Annotated in this window: 14 protein-coding genes; 7 read left to right on the top strand and 7 right to left on the bottom strand. The window is 72.6% G+C overall.

The window, feature by feature from the left end; all coding sequences use genetic code 11:
• Nucleotides 1-1,824 (bottom strand): ABC transporter substrate-binding protein, encoded by a 1,824-nt coding sequence (locus ACOJVX_RS13115; protein WP_245588728.1) that lies wholly within the window; start codon nucleotides 1,822-1,824, stop codon nucleotides 1-3.
• Nucleotides 1,825-2,010: 186 nt separating this feature from the next.
• On the opposite strand from ACOJVX_RS13115, the gene ACOJVX_RS13120 reads away from it, so the two are divergent.
• Together ACOJVX_RS13120 and ACOJVX_RS13125 are read left to right on the top strand one after the other, a co-directional pair.
• Nucleotides 2,011-3,297 carry a M20/M25/M40 family metallo-hydrolase gene (locus ACOJVX_RS13120; RefSeq protein WP_026418030.1) on the top strand — a complete coding sequence of 429 codons (1,287 nt, stop codon included), beginning with the start codon at nucleotides 2,011-2,013 and terminating at the stop codon, nucleotides 3,295-3,297.
• 110 nt (nucleotides 3,298-3,407) lie between these two features.
• Complete coding sequence (locus ACOJVX_RS13125; protein WP_418155157.1) at nucleotides 3,408-4,235, top strand: M55 family metallopeptidase; 828 nt, start codon at nucleotides 3,408-3,410, stop codon at nucleotides 4,233-4,235.
• A gap of 66 nt (nucleotides 4,236-4,301) precedes the next feature.
• On the opposite strand, the gene ACOJVX_RS13130 is transcribed toward ACOJVX_RS13125, so the two are convergent.
• The 4 genes from ACOJVX_RS13130 to ACOJVX_RS13145 form a co-directional block, all read right to left on the bottom strand.
• Complete coding sequence (locus ACOJVX_RS13130; protein ID WP_051313685.1) at nucleotides 4,302-4,931, bottom strand: YigZ family protein; 630 nt, start codon at nucleotides 4,929-4,931, stop codon at nucleotides 4,302-4,304.
• Between the two features lie 157 nt (nucleotides 4,932-5,088).
• Nucleotides 5,089-6,291 carry a hypothetical protein gene (locus ACOJVX_RS13135; protein WP_418155158.1) on the bottom strand — a complete coding sequence of 401 codons (1,203 nt, stop codon included), beginning with the start codon at nucleotides 6,289-6,291 and terminating at the stop codon, nucleotides 5,089-5,091.
• A gap of 146 nt (nucleotides 6,292-6,437) precedes the next feature.
• Entirely contained in the window at nucleotides 6,438-7,517 is a 1,080-nt protein-coding gene (locus ACOJVX_RS13140; RefSeq protein WP_418155159.1) for a tyrosine-type recombinase/integrase, read from the bottom strand.
• Between the two features lie 317 nt (nucleotides 7,518-7,834).
• Complete coding sequence (locus tag ACOJVX_RS13145) at nucleotides 7,835-8,563, bottom strand: SDR family oxidoreductase (protein ID WP_418155160.1); 729 nt, start codon at nucleotides 8,561-8,563, stop codon at nucleotides 7,835-7,837.
• Between the two features lie 83 nt (nucleotides 8,564-8,646).
• On the opposite strand from ACOJVX_RS13145, the gene ACOJVX_RS13150 reads away from it, so the two are divergent.
• Nucleotides 8,647-9,633 carry a LysR family transcriptional regulator gene (locus ACOJVX_RS13150; RefSeq protein ID WP_422646784.1) on the top strand — a complete coding sequence of 329 codons (987 nt, stop codon included), beginning with the start codon at nucleotides 8,647-8,649 and terminating at the stop codon, nucleotides 9,631-9,633.
• A gap of 339 nt (nucleotides 9,634-9,972) precedes the next feature.
• Nucleotides 9,973-10,551 (top strand): sugar O-acetyltransferase, encoded by a 579-nt coding sequence (locus ACOJVX_RS13155; protein ID WP_418155162.1) that lies wholly within the window; start codon nucleotides 9,973-9,975, stop codon nucleotides 10,549-10,551.
• 337 nt (nucleotides 10,552-10,888) lie between these two features.
• Here the strand turns inward: ACOJVX_RS13155 and ACOJVX_RS13160 are convergent, their stop codons facing one another.
• Nucleotides 10,889-11,665: an NAD(P)H-dependent oxidoreductase gene (locus tag ACOJVX_RS13160; RefSeq protein ID WP_422646785.1), complete on the bottom strand. Its 777-nt coding sequence runs from the start codon at nucleotides 11,663-11,665 to the stop codon at nucleotides 10,889-10,891.
• A 166-nt stretch (nucleotides 11,666-11,831) separates the two neighbouring features.
• On the opposite strand from ACOJVX_RS13160, the gene ACOJVX_RS13165 reads away from it, so the two are divergent.
• Nucleotides 11,832-12,755 (top strand): helix-turn-helix domain-containing protein, encoded by a 924-nt coding sequence (locus ACOJVX_RS13165; RefSeq protein ID WP_051313765.1) that lies wholly within the window; start codon nucleotides 11,832-11,834, stop codon nucleotides 12,753-12,755.
• Nucleotides 12,756-13,017: 262 nt separating this feature from the next.
• Nucleotides 13,018-13,998 carry an alpha/beta hydrolase gene (locus ACOJVX_RS13170; protein WP_418155164.1) on the top strand — a complete coding sequence of 327 codons (981 nt, stop codon included), beginning with the start codon at nucleotides 13,018-13,020 and terminating at the stop codon, nucleotides 13,996-13,998.
• Nucleotides 13,999-14,114: 116 nt separating this feature from the next.
• Here the strand turns inward: ACOJVX_RS13170 and ACOJVX_RS13175 are convergent, their stop codons facing one another.
• Entirely contained in the window at nucleotides 14,115-15,029 is a 915-nt protein-coding gene (locus ACOJVX_RS13175) for a LysR family transcriptional regulator (protein WP_026418038.1), read from the bottom strand.
• A gap of 137 nt (nucleotides 15,030-15,166) precedes the next feature.
• Between ACOJVX_RS13175 and ACOJVX_RS13180 the strand changes: the two genes are divergently transcribed.
• Entirely contained in the window at nucleotides 15,167-16,120 is a 954-nt protein-coding gene (locus ACOJVX_RS13180) for a DMT family transporter (protein WP_081893659.1), read from the top strand.
• Nucleotides 16,121-16,127: the final 7 nt, after the last annotated feature.

Raw genomic sequence — 16,127 nt, forward strand, 5'->3', positions numbered from 1 at the left:
TCACTCCCGGTCGTCGGCGGAGGCGCGGCGACGGCGGGTGACGAACCAGCCCGCGGCCACGGCGATGATCACGACGGCGGCTCCGCCGGAGAGCAGCAGGCCGGTGCTGGTGCCGGAGGCGGAGGCGTTGGGGTTGGTGGCCGGGGTGGCTCCGTAGTAGCCCCAGTAGCCGAGCTGTTCGCGGATGACGCCGCTGTCGGCGGGTTGGTATCCGAAGTCGGTGAACCGGTCGGACCGGTAGGCCTCCAGGGCGTTCTCGTAGTAGAGCATGATCGTGGCGGACTGCTCGTGGATGACCCGCTGCATCTGGTGGATCAGTTCGGTGCGGGTCTCGCGGTCGAACTCGGCGAGTTGCTGGGCGTGGAGTTCGTCGAACTCCTCGTGGCAGAAGAAGCTTTCGGTGGTGCCGCCGGTGCCGGCGGCGGAGGGCCGCTGGTCGCAGGTTTGGATGGACAGCACGTAGTTGGGGTCGGGGTTGACCGCCCAGCTGCTGAGGGCGATGTCGAACTCGCCGGCCTTCTGGAGTTCGTTCATCCGGTTGCCGGACATGATCTCGAGGTCGACCTCGATGCCGATCTCGGCGAGCCAGTCGCGGACGAACTGGCCGGCCTGGGTGTCGGCGTTGCGGTCGCTGCGGCCGTAGAGGCGGAAGCTGAGCCTGTCGCCGTCCTCGGTGACGCGGATGCCGTCGGGGCCTCGTTCGTAGCCGGCGCTGTCGAGTTGGGCGTTGGCGGCGCCGGGGTCGAAGTTCCAGGCCTGGTCGTCCTCGGGCTGCCAGTGCAGGTCGGCGAAGATGGGGGGCACGTACCCGGTTCCGGGTTCGCCGTAGCCGCCGAGGACGCGGTCGACGAGGACGTCGCGGTCGAGGGCTCGCGCGATGGCCTGGCGGACGGCGATGTCCTGGAGGGCGGGGTGCCCGTTGCCCAGGGGGTCCCCGTCGGCGGTGGCGGCTCCGGCGTTGACGGAGAGCATGTAGAACCGGCGGCCCTGGGCCTGGTTGACCTCGATGTCGTCCTCGCCGCTGAGGGCGTCGAACTGGGCGGGGGTGAGCCGGTTGATGAGGTCGACCTCGCCCTTGCGCAGTGCCTGCACGGCGGCGTCGGAGTTGCGGTAGAAGCGGAACTGGAGTTCGTCGATCTCGGCGGGTCCGCGCCAGTAGTCGGGGTTGGCTTCGAGGCGGACGAACTCCTCGGCGCGGTACTCGGTGATCAGGAAGGGGCCGTTGCCCACGACGGGCATGGTGTCGTTGCCGTAGCCGGCGATCTCGTCGACCTGGGACCAGATGTGCTCGGGGACGATGGGCACGTCCAGGGAGAGCATCGTGGCCTGGGGTTCGGTGGTGGTGATGACCAGGGTGGTCGGGTCGGGTGCCTCGACGGACTCGAAGGTGGAGACGTAGCTGCCGTTGGCGGTGCGCGCGTCGGGGTCGTCCATCATGAGGTTGAAGGTGAACGCGATGTCGTCGGCGGTCACCGGTTCCCCGTCGGACCAGGTGATGTCGTCCCGGATGGTGTAGGTCCAGGTGAGGTCGTCGTCGGAGGTGTCCCAGGATTCGGCGAGGGCCCCGGTGGGGGTCATGTCCTCGGCGCTGGGCATGGTGAGGGACTCGTAGGTCAGGCGCATGAGTTCGGTCGAGGACGCCATGATCGCCTCGAACGGGTTGAGCGTGTCGATGCTCTGGGTGACGCCGAGCCGCAGCACGGTGCGGTCGCCGGTGTCGTCCTGCGCGTCGGCCTGGGGCGCGCCCAGGGGTGCGACGGCCGGGGCGGTGGTCACCGCCAGCATTCCCGCCGCGACCCCGACAGCCCACTTTCTCATACTCATGCCGTACCGTCCCCTATCCGCTGAGTGAAGAGAAGAAACCACTAGAGACAGTGGGAAGTCAACGACTGTCGCCCAGGTGTAGCCAGACGTAACCTGATCGTCTGTACTTCGCCGTGGTGGGCTGCGGGCCGCCCGGTCGGGGCCCAGCCTGGGCGCAGGGCGACCGGCAGGAAGGCGGCGGGGCGAGTGGATCCGGCGGAACTGTGCGCGCGACTCATCCGGTTCGACACGAGCAACCGGGGTGGTGGTGACGCCGAGGGTGAGCGGGAGGCGGCGGAGTTCGTCGCGGGGCTGCTGACCGATGTGGGGTACGCGCCGGTGGTGTTGGAGTCGGCGCCGCGGCGCAGCAACGTGGTGGTGCGGGTGCCGGGTGAGGACCGGGACGCGCCGGGGTTGTTGGTGCACGGGCATCTGGACGTGGTGCCGGCTGATCCGGTGTTGTGGTCGGTGGACCCCTTCGCCGGGGAGATCCGGGATGGGTTCGTGTGGGGTCGTGGCGCGGTGGACATGAAGGACATGTGCGCGATGGTGGTGTCGGTGTTGGCGGGGTGGGCGCGGGAGGGTCGGCGGCCGCGGCGGGACGTGGTGGTGGCGTTCGTGGCCGATGAGGAGGACAACGGCGAGTTCGGCGCGGGCTGGTTGGTGAAGAACCACGCCCAGTTGTTCGAGGGGTGCGCGGCGGGGATCAGTGAGAGCGGCGGTGTCAGCCATGAGGTGGAGGGGGTGCGGTTGTACCCGGTGGGGACGGCCGAGCGGGGTACGGCGCACATGCGGGTGACGGCGAGTGGGCGGGCCGGGCACGGGTCGCGGCGCAACGAGGAGAACGCGGTGCGCCGGTTGGTGGCGGCGGTGCACCGGGTGGCGGAGTACGAGTGGCCGGTCCAGCTGACGCCGACGGTGCGGGAGTTCCTGGTGCGCACGTCGTCGGCGTTGGGGGTGCGGTGCGATCTGGGGGATGTGCCGGGCACGGTGGAGCGGTTGGGGGCGGCGGGGGCGTTGGTGGCCTCGACGGTGCGCAACAGCGTGACGCCGACGGTGTTGTCGGCGGGGTACAAGGTGAACGTGATCCCCTCGACGGCGGTGGCCGAGTTGGACGCGCGGGCGTTGCCGGGGTCGGGGGATGACCTGTTGGCGACGGTCGACCGTTTGTTGGGGCCGGGGGTGAGCCGGGAGCAGTTGGTGTACAACCCGGCGGTGGAGTCTCCGGTGGACTCCCCGTGGTTCGAGTCGATGGCGGCGGCGTTGCGGGCGGAGGACCCGGAGGCGGTGGTCGTTCCGTACTGCCTGGGTGGGGGTACGGACGCGAAGGCGTTCGCGAGGTTGGGAATTCACGGGTACGGGTTCTCGCCGCTGCGGGTACCCGAGGCCGGGTACGACTACCGGGCCATGGCGCACGGGGTGGACGAACGGGTGCCGGTGGCGGGCTTGGAGTTCGGGGTGCGTGTTCTGGACCGGTTCCTCCTGGGGTGTTGACCGTCGTCGTACGCAGGTGGGGGGCGGGGAGCACGCCGAACGGTGGAATTCGGTGCGGTGGGGGTGGGTGTCGCGTTCCCGTGCCCGGGGGTGATCACTAGGGTGGCCGGGTGCGCATCCTGATCTCGGCCGACATGGAAGGTGCCACCGGCGTCACGTGGACCGATGACGTGGTTCCGGGCACTGAGCAGTGGCAGCGGTTCCGGGCGATGTTCACCGGGGACGTGAACGCCTGCGTGGAGGGCCTGTTCGCCGGTGGCGCCGTTGACGTGCTGGTCAACGAGGCGCATTCCTCGCAGCGGAACCTGCTGTTGGAGTCGTTGGACGTGCGGGCCCGGTTGCTGACGGGGCGGCACAAGCCGCTGTCGATGATGCAGGGCGTGGACTCCGGGGTGGACGGGGTGGTGTTCCTCGGCTACCACGCGGCCGCCGGGGTGGATGGGGTGTTGGCGCACACCTATCTGGAGAACTCGATCACCGGGGTCTGGTTGGACGGGGTGCTCGCCAGTGAGGGCCGGTTGAACGCGGCGCTGGCCGCCGAGCACGGGGTTCCGGTGCTCGCGGTCACCGGGGACGACCTGACCTGCCAGGACGCCGCCGAGTACGCGCCGGGTGCTGAGGTGGCGGTGGTGAAGGAGTGCGTGAGCCGGTACGCGGCGATCTGCCTGCCGCCGGCGCGGGCGGCGGAGGTCGTGCGGGCCGCGGCGGAGGCCGGGATGGGCCGGGCGGGGCGGGATGAGCCGGCGCCGGCCGCGCATCGCGTCGAGGTCGAGTTCGACGCGGCGCACCTGGCCGCGGCCGCGGCGGTGGTGCCGACGGTGGAGCAGGTGTCGGTGCGGCGGGTGGGGTTCACCGCCGAGTCGATGACCGAGGCGATGAAGTGCTTCAAGGTGGTGACGGCGATCGCCTCGGGGGCGGTGCAGGGCATCTACGGGTGAGCGCGAGCCCTGGTGGCGTGCCGTCCGGGGCCCGCTCCCCCATGCCGGCGGGGTCGGCGAGGTGGGTCACCGCCGGTGGTGGCGGTGCCCGATCAGCAGGTGGACCCGGCCGCCGGCGGTTCTGCTGGCCCAGTGCCGGAAGGAATCCAGGTCGGTCTCCGGGACGTCCACCTCGAACTCGGCGTGGTCCTGGTAGGTGACGGTGCGCAGGTCCCCGCTGGTCTGGCGGATCTCGTGTTCGAGCAGGCCGGCGTCGGCGTAGTCGGCGCGCAGCTGGCATCGCAGGTAGGGGCGGAGTACGGCGGTCCCGGCGAGGTCGAGGGTCTGGGACACCGCCTGTCCGTAGGCGCGGACCAGGCCGCCGGCGCCCAGGCGGATGCCGCCGAAGTAGCGGGTCACCACCGCGACGGTGTTGGTCATGCCGCGTCGCAGGAGTACGTCGAGCATGGGGACGCCGGCGGTTCCGCCGGGTTCTCCGTCGTCGCTGGAGCGTTGGATCTCCCGGTGTGACCCGAGGACGTAGGCGACGCAGTGGTGGTTGGCCTTGGGGTGGGCGGTGCGCTGGTCGGTGACCAGGCCGCGGGCGGTGGTTTCGTCGGTGGCCTCGGCGACCAGGCAACGGAACCGGGAGCGGCGGATCTCGAGTTCGTGCACGTGGGGGTGGGCCACGGTCAGCAGGGGGTCGGGGTTGGGCACGGTGCCGTTTCCTCCCTCTGGCCGCTGGGGCGGTCCGGGTGCCGGGGTGGGTGGTCGTGTCGGGTGGGCGGTGGTGACTCTAACCCGGTCGTGTCCGGTGCGGCCGGTGTCGGGGTTGTCGCGGGCCGCCGGTGGGGGCTGCTCGGGTGGGGTGTGATCAGTCGTGGGCGGGGGTGTCCGCGCGCGGTGGGTGAGTGGGTTCCCGCTCGGCGAGGAGCCGGTCGAGGTGGCGTTCGGCGCGTTCGGCGCGGGTGAGGGCCTGGTCGCGGATTGCTTCGAGGGCGGCGAGGCGTTCGGCGGCGAGGTCGCGGGCCTGGTTGGCGGCGTCGGTGGCGGCCCGTTGCCGCTCGGCCAGGAGCTGGTTGAGCTGGTCGATCTCCTGGGTGTGGTGTTCGCGGAGCCGCGTGGTCTCCTCCCGGGCGCGGGAGAGTTCGGCGCGCAGTTCGTCGACCTGGCGTTCGGCGTGTCGGGTCAGGGTGTCGGCGCGTTCGGCGCGGACCGCGGCCTGTTCCCGCAGTTCCCGTTCGGCGCTGATGTCCTCGGCGGCGGCGCGGCGGATGGCGTCGATGTCCTGCGCCGCCTGCCGGCGGGCGGCCTCGGTGAGGCGAACGGCCTGGTCGCGGGCTTGTTCGATGCTGTCGGTGGCCTCGCGGCGTGCGGCGGCGATCGCGACCTCGGCTTCGGTGCGGGCGACTTCCGCCTGTTCCTGGGCCAGGCGGGTGTCCCGTTCGGCGGCGCGGAGCGCGGTGTCGCGTTCGGCGAGTGCGGTGGTGCGTTCGGTTTCGGCGGCTTCCGCGGCGGCGATGGCGTCCTCGGTGGCCTGTTCGGCGGCGCGGCGGGCGTCGTCGGCGTCGCGGCGCTGTCGTTGGGCGACGAGGAGCGCCGTCTCGGCCTCGGCGATCCGGCGGGCGCCTTCGGCCTGGATCTGCTGGATCTGTTCCTGGCTGGCGGCGGGGTCGGAGATGGTGGACAGTTCGCTGACGGCGCCGGCGAGGACCTTGGACAGTTGGTGGGACAGGGTGCGGAACTCGTCGAGCAGGTCCGCTGCCCTCCCGGTGGCGGCGGTGACCGGTCCAGCGGGTTTCGTCACGGTGACGTTGGCGGGGGTGGGTTCCTGGCGTCGTTGCCGTTCCCGCCAGGCCCGCCACCGGGTGTGGTCGGGGCGGTCGCAGTACTCGGAGGGCCGTCCGGGGCCGGGGGCCCGGAACACCGGACGTCCGCAGTCGGGGTAGTTGCAGGTGCCGGTGGGCTGGGGCAGGGCGCTGCTGGTCGTCGTGGGGTGTTCGGGTGGCTGGTGTTCCCCCGGGGCTGCCGGGTCGGGTGCGGTGTCGGAGTGCGGAGGCGGGGCGTCGTCGGACACCGCAGTATCTTGGCATTCCCGGTTGGGGGGCGGCGGGAGGTGCGCCGGTCGGTCGCGGTGCCCGCCCGGGACGCGGGTGCCCGGCGGCAGCGGTGCGTCCGGGGCCGGTGCGCCGAGGCGCCTGGCGTCGACGGGCGGGGTGGGGATCAGCCGGGGGTGGGCGGTGTGGGCTCGGGGGCGGCGGTGGCGGCGGCGACCAGGTGAGCGGGGTCGCGGGTCACCGAGAGGGCGACGTGGTCGTAGAGCTGGGTCACGGCGGCGGAGGAGTGGCCGAGCGCGTCACGGCGGTCCTCCAGGGCGGCTCCGCGTTCCCGGGCGATGGTGTTGAAGGCGTGGCGCATGGAGTGCGGGGTGATGCGGTCGGGCATGGGGACCCCTGCTTCGGCGGCCAGGCGTTGCACCAGCCGGTAGATCTGGTGGCGGTTGACGCGCTGGCCTTCGACGGTGGCCAGGAGCGGGGCGGTGACACCGGCGGTGCGGCGAGTGGCCAGGTAGGAGTCGAGCAGGGGCGTCAGCTGGGCGGGGATCGGTCGGGTGCGGATCTTGCCGCCCTTCATGCGGATGGTCAGGGTGCGCAGCCCGTCGCGGTGCCCCAGGTCCCCCAGGTTGGCGTTGCACAGTTCGGACACGCGGATGCCCAGGTCGATGAGCAGCACCATCGCCAGTGCGGCGCCCTGGGTGCCGAGGGTGCGGTGGGTGTGGCGGCGGCTGACGTTGATCATCTCGGCGGCCTGCCGTTCGGTGACGGTGGAGGTCGGCGAGTGGCGGCGGTCGTACCGGGGGCGGGCGGCGTCCCGGGCGGGGTTGGCGTCGATCGCCCCGGCGCGGACGAGGAAGGTGTACCAGCTGGAGACCGCGGCCAGTTTCCTGGCGCGGGTGGAGGCGGCGAAGGGGCGGCCGGTGCGGGGGTTGAGCGCGGCGGCGAGTTCGGTGGCGTACATCTGCACTTCGGGCAGGCGCGTGGTGAGGGGGTCGAGGCTCCGGGCCGCGCACCAGGACAGGTACTCCCGCAGGTCCCGGCCGTAGGCGGCGCGGGTGTCGTGGGATTCGGTGAAGGAACCGAGCCAGGCGGAGACGAGCGCGGCGACGCTGTGCCCGGTGCGCGCGGTGGCGGTGAGGATCAACGTCGAGTCACCGCCGAGCCCGGAGCTGGTGACGACCTGCGCCGTCCCGCCGGCGATCGTGGTCGTCCTCGGGGTGCCGGGTTCGTGGTGTGCCAGTCGCATGCCGGGACCGTCCCTTCCTCTCCCCTGATCATTCTGGCAGTTCGGCGGAGCGCGGGGGCCGCGTGTGCCGGTCCGGGGCGGGGTGTCGGATGGCCCGTTCCGGACCGTCGCCGGGCGGTGTTCGGGCGGGCCGCTCCCCGTCCATGCCCCACTGCGGGGTGTGCCGGCGGGCGGTGGGTTGGCTGACGGGACGCGGGGCGGTGTCCGGCAGTCGGCGGGTCAGGCCTCGGTCGGGGTGTGGTCGCGCCGGAGTCGATCGACAGCTCGGTGTGCCGCCGGCGCCGGCTCGGGTCAGGAGCGCGGCCCCGATGTCGGGATCACCAGGGGACGGTGCCGCCGTCGTCGAAGAAACCGCCTCGGGGCCCGTCGTCGGGGAGGGTGGCGAGCCGGATGGCGATCGCGGCGCCCTGCTCGGGGGTCCGGGGCGCGTCGAAGCCGGTGAAGTCGGTCGCCACGAAGCCGGGACAGCACGCGTTCACGATGACGGGGGTGTCGGCGAGCCGGCGGGCGTACTGCGCGGTCATGCTGTTGAGCAGGGACTTCGAGGGTGCGTACGCGGCCATGAGTGGTCCGCCGGCACCCAGTGCCAGCGATCCCATGGTGCTCGACACGTTGACGATGCGTGGTGCGTCGGCGCGGCTGAGCAGCGGGAGCATCGCGTTGGTCACCCGAACGACTCCGAGGACGTTCGTGTCGAGGACGGTGCGGAGGACGTCGAGGTCGAGCGTCGTCGGGTCCTGCCTGCCATTGTCGGCGCGACCGGCGATGCCCGCGTTGTTGACGAGCACGTCGAGCCGACCCGCCCTCCGCTCGACGGCCTCGGCCGCCGCGCCGGCGCTCTCGTCACTGGTGACGTCGAGGGAGACCCCGAACGCCGTGATACCGGTGGCACCCAGGCGGTCGACGGCGTCCTCGCGTCGGGTGACGTCGCGCGCGCCCACCGCGATGGTGAAGCCGATCATCCCGAGGCCCTGTGCGATGGCGAAGCCGATGCCCTTGTTCGCGCCGGTGACCAGCGCGGTCTTCGTGTCGTTCACCTGATCCATGCTTCCCGCGTCGCCCGGTCGGTGTCCAAGATCGAGTCCGTAGGCTCTGATACCCGGCAGGTATCAGTCGGTAGGCTTCGTTCGTGCATGACCTCGAGACTCGCCAGCTCAGGTACTTCGTCGCCGCCGCCGAGGAACTGCACTTCGGACGCGCCGCCCGCCGGCTCGGGATCGCGCAGCCACCGCTCTCCCGCGCGATCAGCCAGCTCGAACGACGGCTCGGCGTCTCCCTGCTGGACCGCAACCGTCGTGGCGTGGCGCTCACCGCAGCCGGCGAAGTCATGCTCCGCGAGGCCAGGGTGGCCCTCGACGCGGTCGCCGCCGTCGCGCGGCGGACGCGGCGAGCCGGGGACCCGGCCCGTCCGCTGGTGCTCACGACCAAGGCCGGGGCATCCCACGAACTGCTGCGACGGCTCCTCGACACGCTGGACGACGAACCTGGTGCGGTACCGATCGAGGTCCTGCCGTGTGAGGTCGGCGAGCAGGCACGGCTGCTGCGCGACGGGCGCGCCGACGTGGCGGTCATGCACCGACCGTTCGACGACCTCGCCGGGTTCGACACCGAGGACCTCTGTGTCGAAGGTCAGGTCGCGCTGCTCCCCGCGGGGCATCCGCTCGCGGCGCTCGAGCAGCTCACGCTGGCCGACGTCCAGGACGTACCGGACCTGCCCATCGCGCGGTGGCCCCGGATCGACGGGTCCTACCCGGACGGGCCCGGACCGGAGGTGCGCAGCCAGTCGCAACTCGCCCAGCTGGTGGCGCTGGGCAGGACGCTGCTGGTCATCCCCGCCTCCAGCGGTGCCTGGCAGTGGCCCGCGCACGTCGCGGTGCCCGTCATCGACGCGCCACGGGTAACGACGGTGATCGCCTGGCCTCCCAGCGGGTACAGTCCGGCCGTCGCATCGCTCGTCGCCACGGCCGCCAGGCTCCGCGACACCCCACCCCCGCCTCCCAGCCGGACGGCGCCCGCGTGTCCCGGCATGATCGTGTCGACGGCCCACCAGGCTGGGGGGCAGCGAACCCCCGCCGATGGGAGGGAGGCGAAACCCCTCGAACGGGACGGGAGGTGACCGACAGCGCCTCGTGTGGCTGGTCGAGGAGGACTCCTCCCGTCCACGGCACGGGCTCCCGACGTCGCCCGCCCCGGGCGGAGAGCGACCGCGAGTCACCGGGACGCAGCCGGCCCGCCGCTCCGGTCGCAGCAGGTGCGGACCACCCAGGCGCGATTCCCGCCGGAGACCACCGGGAGTCGGTGGAGCGGATGCTGCTCGGGTCGCCCGAGTGGCCGTCTCCCCCGCCGGCGTGCGGCGGCAGCGGGATGACACCGTCGACAGCCGCCGAGGACCGCGAGATCATCGGGTGGCGTGCCCGGGGCCCCCGGGTCCACGGGAGAAGGAAGGACCACCGCGTTGCCGAGCCAGAAGGAACGCATGCTCGCCGGGGAGCCCTACCTCGCTGACGACGTCGAGCTCGACGCCGACCGCCGCCGGGCCGCGAACCTGTCCCACCGGTACAACACCGCGCACCCCGGCGAGGACGCCCTGCGCCGGACGATCCTGGAGGAGCTGCTCGGCGCGGTCGGGGACGGGGTGGAGATCCGACCTCCGTTGGGCCTGGACTACGGGTACCAGGTGACGATCGGCGCGGGGACCTTCATCAACTTCGGTGTCGTCCTGCTCGACGTCGCGCGCATCTCGATCGGATCCGACACGCAGATCGGCCCCAACGTGCAGCTGTTGACCCCGACGCACCCGCTGGACCCGGTGCGGCGGCGCGCGCGGTGGGAGTCGGCGGAACCGATCACGATCGGGGACAACGTGTGGCTCGGGGGCGGGGTGATCGTCTGCCCGGGGGTGACGATCGGGGAGAACACGGTGGTCGGCGCGGGCGCGGTGGTGACCAGGGATCTGCCGGCGAACGTGGTGGCGGTGGGCAACCCCGCCCGGGTGATCCGGTCCCTGGATCCCGGGGCGACCCCGTCGGGCTGATCGTCGATCGCCGGTCGGGTCTCCGCCAGGGTCGTCGGGTTCCTCGGCGCGCCCCGGCGGAGTCGGGCCCCGGGCACATGTCTGCCCGGTCCGCCTCGGGCAGGCGGGGCCGCCGCCGATCGTGGGCGGTGTGCCGGCAGCGTGCCAGCGGGGACGGGAGGGCCGGCGGGTCCGGCGTCATGCCCACTGGTCGAGGACGGCCATGGCGGTCGGCATCCGGGGTGGCGCGGTCCATCGGGTCGGGCCCGTCCACGGACGTGGCCGAGCTCCGGCGCACCACGGGCCTCCGGACTGCCCGCACCCGTCGGGCGGCCCCCGGCCGGCGCGTCCATCCCGCTCAGTCCGCGACGTGCACCGACAGGCCCGACCGGCCCGCCGCGAGGTGGGGGCGCAGGACCAGGCGGTCGTCGTAGTCGCCCCCGTTCTGGGTGCGGTAGGCGATCGGGTCGGTGTCGGCGAGGGTCGACGCCGCTGCCCGCACCCGCCGCGCCGCCACCCCGTAGTTCTCCTCGGAGAGACGGTCCGCGCCGTGGACCGCCACCGGCGGCAGCGCCGACATCCCCGTGTACCAGAGGGTTCCGTGCAGCAGCGGGAACAACACGTGGTCGAGTTGACCGTTGATGCCCCGGGGTCCGAAGGTGGGTTCCGGTCCGCCGACCGTCACCACCGTCAGTGCCCGCTTGCCCGACAACCGTCCCTGCCCGTAGCGCAGGGTGCGCCCCGAGGAACCGTTCTCCCGGACGCCGTAGGCGTAGCCCTTGACGAACACCCGGTCGAACCAGCCCTTGAGGATGGCGGGCATGCCGTACCACCAGAGCGGGAACTGGAACACGACCGCGTCCGCCCAGTCGAGTTTCTCCTGCTCCGCCAGGATGTCCTCGCTCAACGTGCCGCCCTGGTAGCCCCGCCGGGAGGCCTGGGTGATCACCAACCGGTCCGTCGGGGCCTCCCCGGGGAAGTCCTCCCGGTCCACCACGGCCTTCCACCCCATCGCGTAGAGGTCGGACACGCGGTGGTCGTGCCCGTCCTCGGTGAGCGCCGCGAGGCCCTCGTCCCGCAGGGCGGCGCTGAGCGAGGCGGGTTCGGGGTGAGCGAAGACCCACAACACCTTCATCGGTCATCTCCTGTCTCGACGTGCGTCCATCCGCCAGCGAGAATGGTCGGCGGCCGAGGGTGGGACAAGCGGCCCACCGGCCAGAGTGGGAAGGATTCGGGCCATCGTCACCACTGCCGCCGCGGCGGAACCGATCCGCGTCGCGGTGTTCGTCCGCCACGGCGTGATGCCCCTCGAGTTGGGTGCCGTGCACCAGCTGTTCCGGCAGGCCCGCTCCCCCACCGGAGACCCGTTGTACGAGGTGGTGACCTGCGCGGCCGTTCCGGGGTTCCTGCGCAGCGACGCGGATTTCGAGGTGCGGGTCGAGCACGGCCCCGAGGCGGTGGCCCGTTGCGACACGCTGATCGTTCCCGCCTCCCACGAGGAGGATGAGCGGCTGGAGCCGGCCGCGCTGGCCGCGGCCTACGGTCCGGTGCTGTCGCGGGCCCGTCCTGGGACGCGCATCGCCTCGGTCTGCACCGGGGCGTTCCTGCTCGCCGCCGTCGGACTGCTCGAGGGCAGGGTCGCCACCACCCACTGGAAGTCGGCGGCGCACCTGCGGCGCGTGTACCCGGGGGTGCGGGTGGACGAGAACGTGCTCTACACCGACAACGGCGACGTGCTGACCGCCGCCGGCGAGGCCGCCGGCATCGACCTGTGCCTGCACATGATCCGCTCCGACCACGGGGCGTCGGTCGCCAACGAGGTCGCCAGGGCCACCGTGGTGCCGCCGCACCGGGAAGGAGGCCAGGCGCAGTTCGTGCCCAACCCCGTCACCCGGCCGGCGGCGGGTGGGACCGGGCCGGCGCGGGAGTGGGCGCTGGACCACCTCGCTGATCCCCTGGCCCTGTCCGATCTCGCGGCGCGGGTGTCGATGAGTGTGCGGACGTTCACCCGCAGGTTCCGACTGGAGGTGGGGACCTCACCGTCGCGGTGGCTGACGCGGCAGCGCGTCGAACGCGCCCGTGAACTGTTGGAACGCACCGACCTTCCGGTGGAGGCGGTGGCCAGGGCGGTGGGGCTGGGAACGGCGCCGGCGCTGCGCCACCACCTGCGGGCGGTGGTGGGCGTCTCGCCCGACGCCTACCGCCGCACCTTCCGGGGGAGTTGAGGGGGTGTGGTCCCGGGCGGGGTGCGTTCGGTGCCTGCCGCTCCATGCGGGTGAGGGCCGGTGCCGACAGTTCGTCTCGCACGGCGAGCGCGTGTTCCCGCCCCTCCCACGGCCACGTGATCGGGCGCGTCGTCGCGATCGGTGCTCGGGTGAGCACAGGGTGTTTTCCCTGAAACCCCTCGGGACGCACCGGGCGGATGACACGCTGTGAATCGCTCCTGTCACCAGCGCAGGATCGGTCACTTCTCCACGAGGAGGTCACGTGCGCGATTTTCGCCCCACTCGCAGGACTCTGTTCAAAGCCGTGGGTGGTGTCACCGCGGCGGTGGCCCTTGGCGCGGGGGGCACGGTGGCCTCGGCCGCCACGTCACCCGTGGCGCGTCACGGGCTGACCGTCGTGGAACGCGGCGAGGACGACCCCCGCATGTGGTACTACCGGTTCGCCACCGACGCGATCGGGTGGAACCCGGCGGTCAACGTCCTGTTGCCCGAGGACTACCACACCAGCGGTCGCACCTACCCCGTGCTCTACCTGCTGCACGGTGGCGGCCTGGACCAGGACTTCATCAGCTTCGACCGGGAGGGGATCCGGGAGCTGACCCGGGGCAAGCCGATCATCGTCGTGATGCCCGACGGCGGGCACGCCGGGTGGTACTCCAACCCGGTCAGTTCGCTCACCGGTCCTCGGAACTGGGAGGACTTCCACATCCACCAGCTCCTCCCCTGGATCGACGCGCACTTCCGCACCTACGCCGAGTACGACGGGCGTGGGGTCGCCGGGTTCTCGATGGGCGGGTTCGGGGCCCTGAAGTACGCGGCGAAGTACTTCGGGCACTTCGCGTCGGTGAGCTCCCACTCCGGTCCGGCGAGCCTGCGTCGGGATGCCGGGCTGGTGGTGCACTGGGCCAACCTGTCCTCGGGTGCGTTGGACCTGGCCGGCGGGACCGTGTACGGCGTGCCGTGGGACGAGGCACGGGTCAGCGCGGACAACCCGGTCGAACGCGTGGAGAGCTACCGGGGCAAGCGGGTTTTCCTGGTGGCGGGGAGCAGCCCTGACCCGGTGAACTGGTTCGACACCGTCAACGAGGGTCAGGTGCTCGCCGGGCAACGGGAGTTCCGCGCCGTGTTGGATGGTGCTGGTATCCCGCACGAGGCGCATGAGGCGCCGGGTGGGCACTTCTTCCGCCATGACATGTTCACCCGTGACCTCGAGGGCATCCTGGCGCGGCTGCGCCGGGCCTGACCGCGCGTGTCCCGCCCTGGCCGTCGCGGGCGCCGGTCGGAGGTGGCGCTCCGGCCCCGGGGTGGGATCCGGGGTGGGGCGCGCCGTCGGGTTTCCTCGCCGTGGTCGGTCCCCGGTCACGTGCCTCGTGCCTCCGGGGTGACCTGGCTGGCCCGGGCGGCGGCGTGGAACGCGGCGAGCGCCGCCTCCACCGCCGGTTGCTCCCCGGAGGCGTGCCGGGTCACCGCGATGATGGGACGCACGGGCTCGGGGTGGCGCACCGCGCGGACGACCACGCCGGGGTGGGGGCCGTGCAGGGCGAGGGCGGGTACCAGCGCCACGCCGAGCCCCGCGGCGACGAAACCCTGGGCGGTGGCGTAGTCCACACCGTCCACCACCGGGGACGGCGTGAACCCGGCCGCGGCGCAGGCGGTGAGCACGACGTCCCGGCACGGGCCGGGCGGTTCGGCGCCCACCCAGGGTTCGTGGGCGAGTTCGGAGAGGGGCACCGCGTCCCGGGTGGCCAGTCGGTGGCCGGGTGGGAGCACGAGCCGGTAGGGGTCGTCGGCCAGCGGCACCAGGTGGGGTGGGGTGCCGCTCCACCCGGCGGACCGGACGGCCACCCCGAGGTCGGCCTCGCCCCGCAGCACTTCGGGCACGGGGTCCGCGCTGGTCCGGAGCGTGACGCCGATCCCGGGGTGGGTGGACCGCAGTCGCGCCAGTGCTGGTGCCACCAGGTTCGCCCCGGCCGTGGCGACGTAGGGGATCGTCAGGCTGCCGGTGCGGCCGGCGCGGAGGTCGGCCAACGCGGCCTCGGCTTCGGAGATCCCCTTCCCGATCGTCGCCGCGTGCTCGGCGAGGAGCCGGCCGGCGGCGGTGGGGCGCACTCCCCGGCCCACGCGTTCCAGCAGAGCGGAGCCCGTTTCCCGTTCCAGGGTCCCGATCTGCTGGCTCACGGCGGAGGGGGTGTAACCCAGGTTCGTGGCGGCCGAGGTGATCGACCCGGTGGTGATCACGGCACGCAACGTCTGGAGGCGACGAACGTCCAACATGTAGCTCAGCTTACGCGTTCCTGTTGAACCTTTCGCTTGTCCTTACGTATGTGGCGGGGCAGGCTTCAACGGGACAGGACGTGGTCGAGTCGAGGAGGTCGGCGGTGCTGGGCGAAACCAGGGGCGTGGCGGGGCGGATGGTCGTGCTCGCCCTGCTGTGGGGTTCCGCGTTCCTCTGGGTCGACCTGGCGTTGGCGGGCGGCATGACCCCACCCTTGATCGCCACGCTGCGCAGCGCGTTGGGCGCGGTGGTGCTCCTGCTCCTGGCCGGGCTGGCCCGGCAACGGCTGCCCCGCGACCTGGCCACCTGGGGTCGGGTCACGGTCGCGGCGTTGTGGTGCAACGCGGTGCCCTTCCTGCTGATCGCCGTGGGCCAGCGGACCGTGGATTCGGGGACGGCCGGGGTGGTGAACGCCACGACCCCGTTGTGGTCCCTGCTGCTCGGACTGGTCCTGGGGATGGAACGCCGCCCCCACCCCCTGCGGCTGACGGGCCTGCTCGTCGGTTTCGCGGGAACGGTGGTGCTGCTCGCCCCGTGGCGGCAACCGGTGGACATCGGCCTCGGCGCGATCGCCCTGCTCGGCGCGGCGATCAGCTACGCGGTCGCCTTCACCTACATGGCCCGCCACCTCACCGGCACCGGCTCGGGCCCGCTGGCCCTCTCGGCGGCGCAGCTCCTCGCGGCCACCGGGCTGAGCATCCCCCTGCTGCTGGTGGACGGCCTGCCCGCGTCCCCGCCGTCGGTGACCGCGACGGGCTGGGCCGCGGTGGTGGCACTGGGCGTGCTGAGCACGGGGCTCACCTTCTACCTGAACTTCCGGCTCATCGGGGACGTCGGCGCCACGACCACGGCCAGTGTCGGGTACCTCCTCCCGGTGGTCTCGGTGTCCCTGGGGGCGGTGGTGCTCTCCGAGGTGGTGGACGTCCGCGTCGTGCTCGGGATGGTGGTCGTGCTGGTGGGAGTGGCCCTGACCCGGCGGCACGCGCCGCCGCGCGCCGAGAGCGCACCACGCCAGGCCACCCCCTCGGCCGGGACCGCCCCCGGTGCGCCGCCCTCGCGCCCCGGGGGCGGCGTGGAACCGGGCCGGTGACGGTCAG

It is taken from the genome of Actinoalloteichus caeruleus (assembly GCF_049311605.1).
In the GTDB taxonomy this organism is placed as follows: Bacteria; Actinomycetota; Actinomycetes; order Mycobacteriales; family Pseudonocardiaceae; genus Actinoalloteichus_B; species Actinoalloteichus_B caeruleus.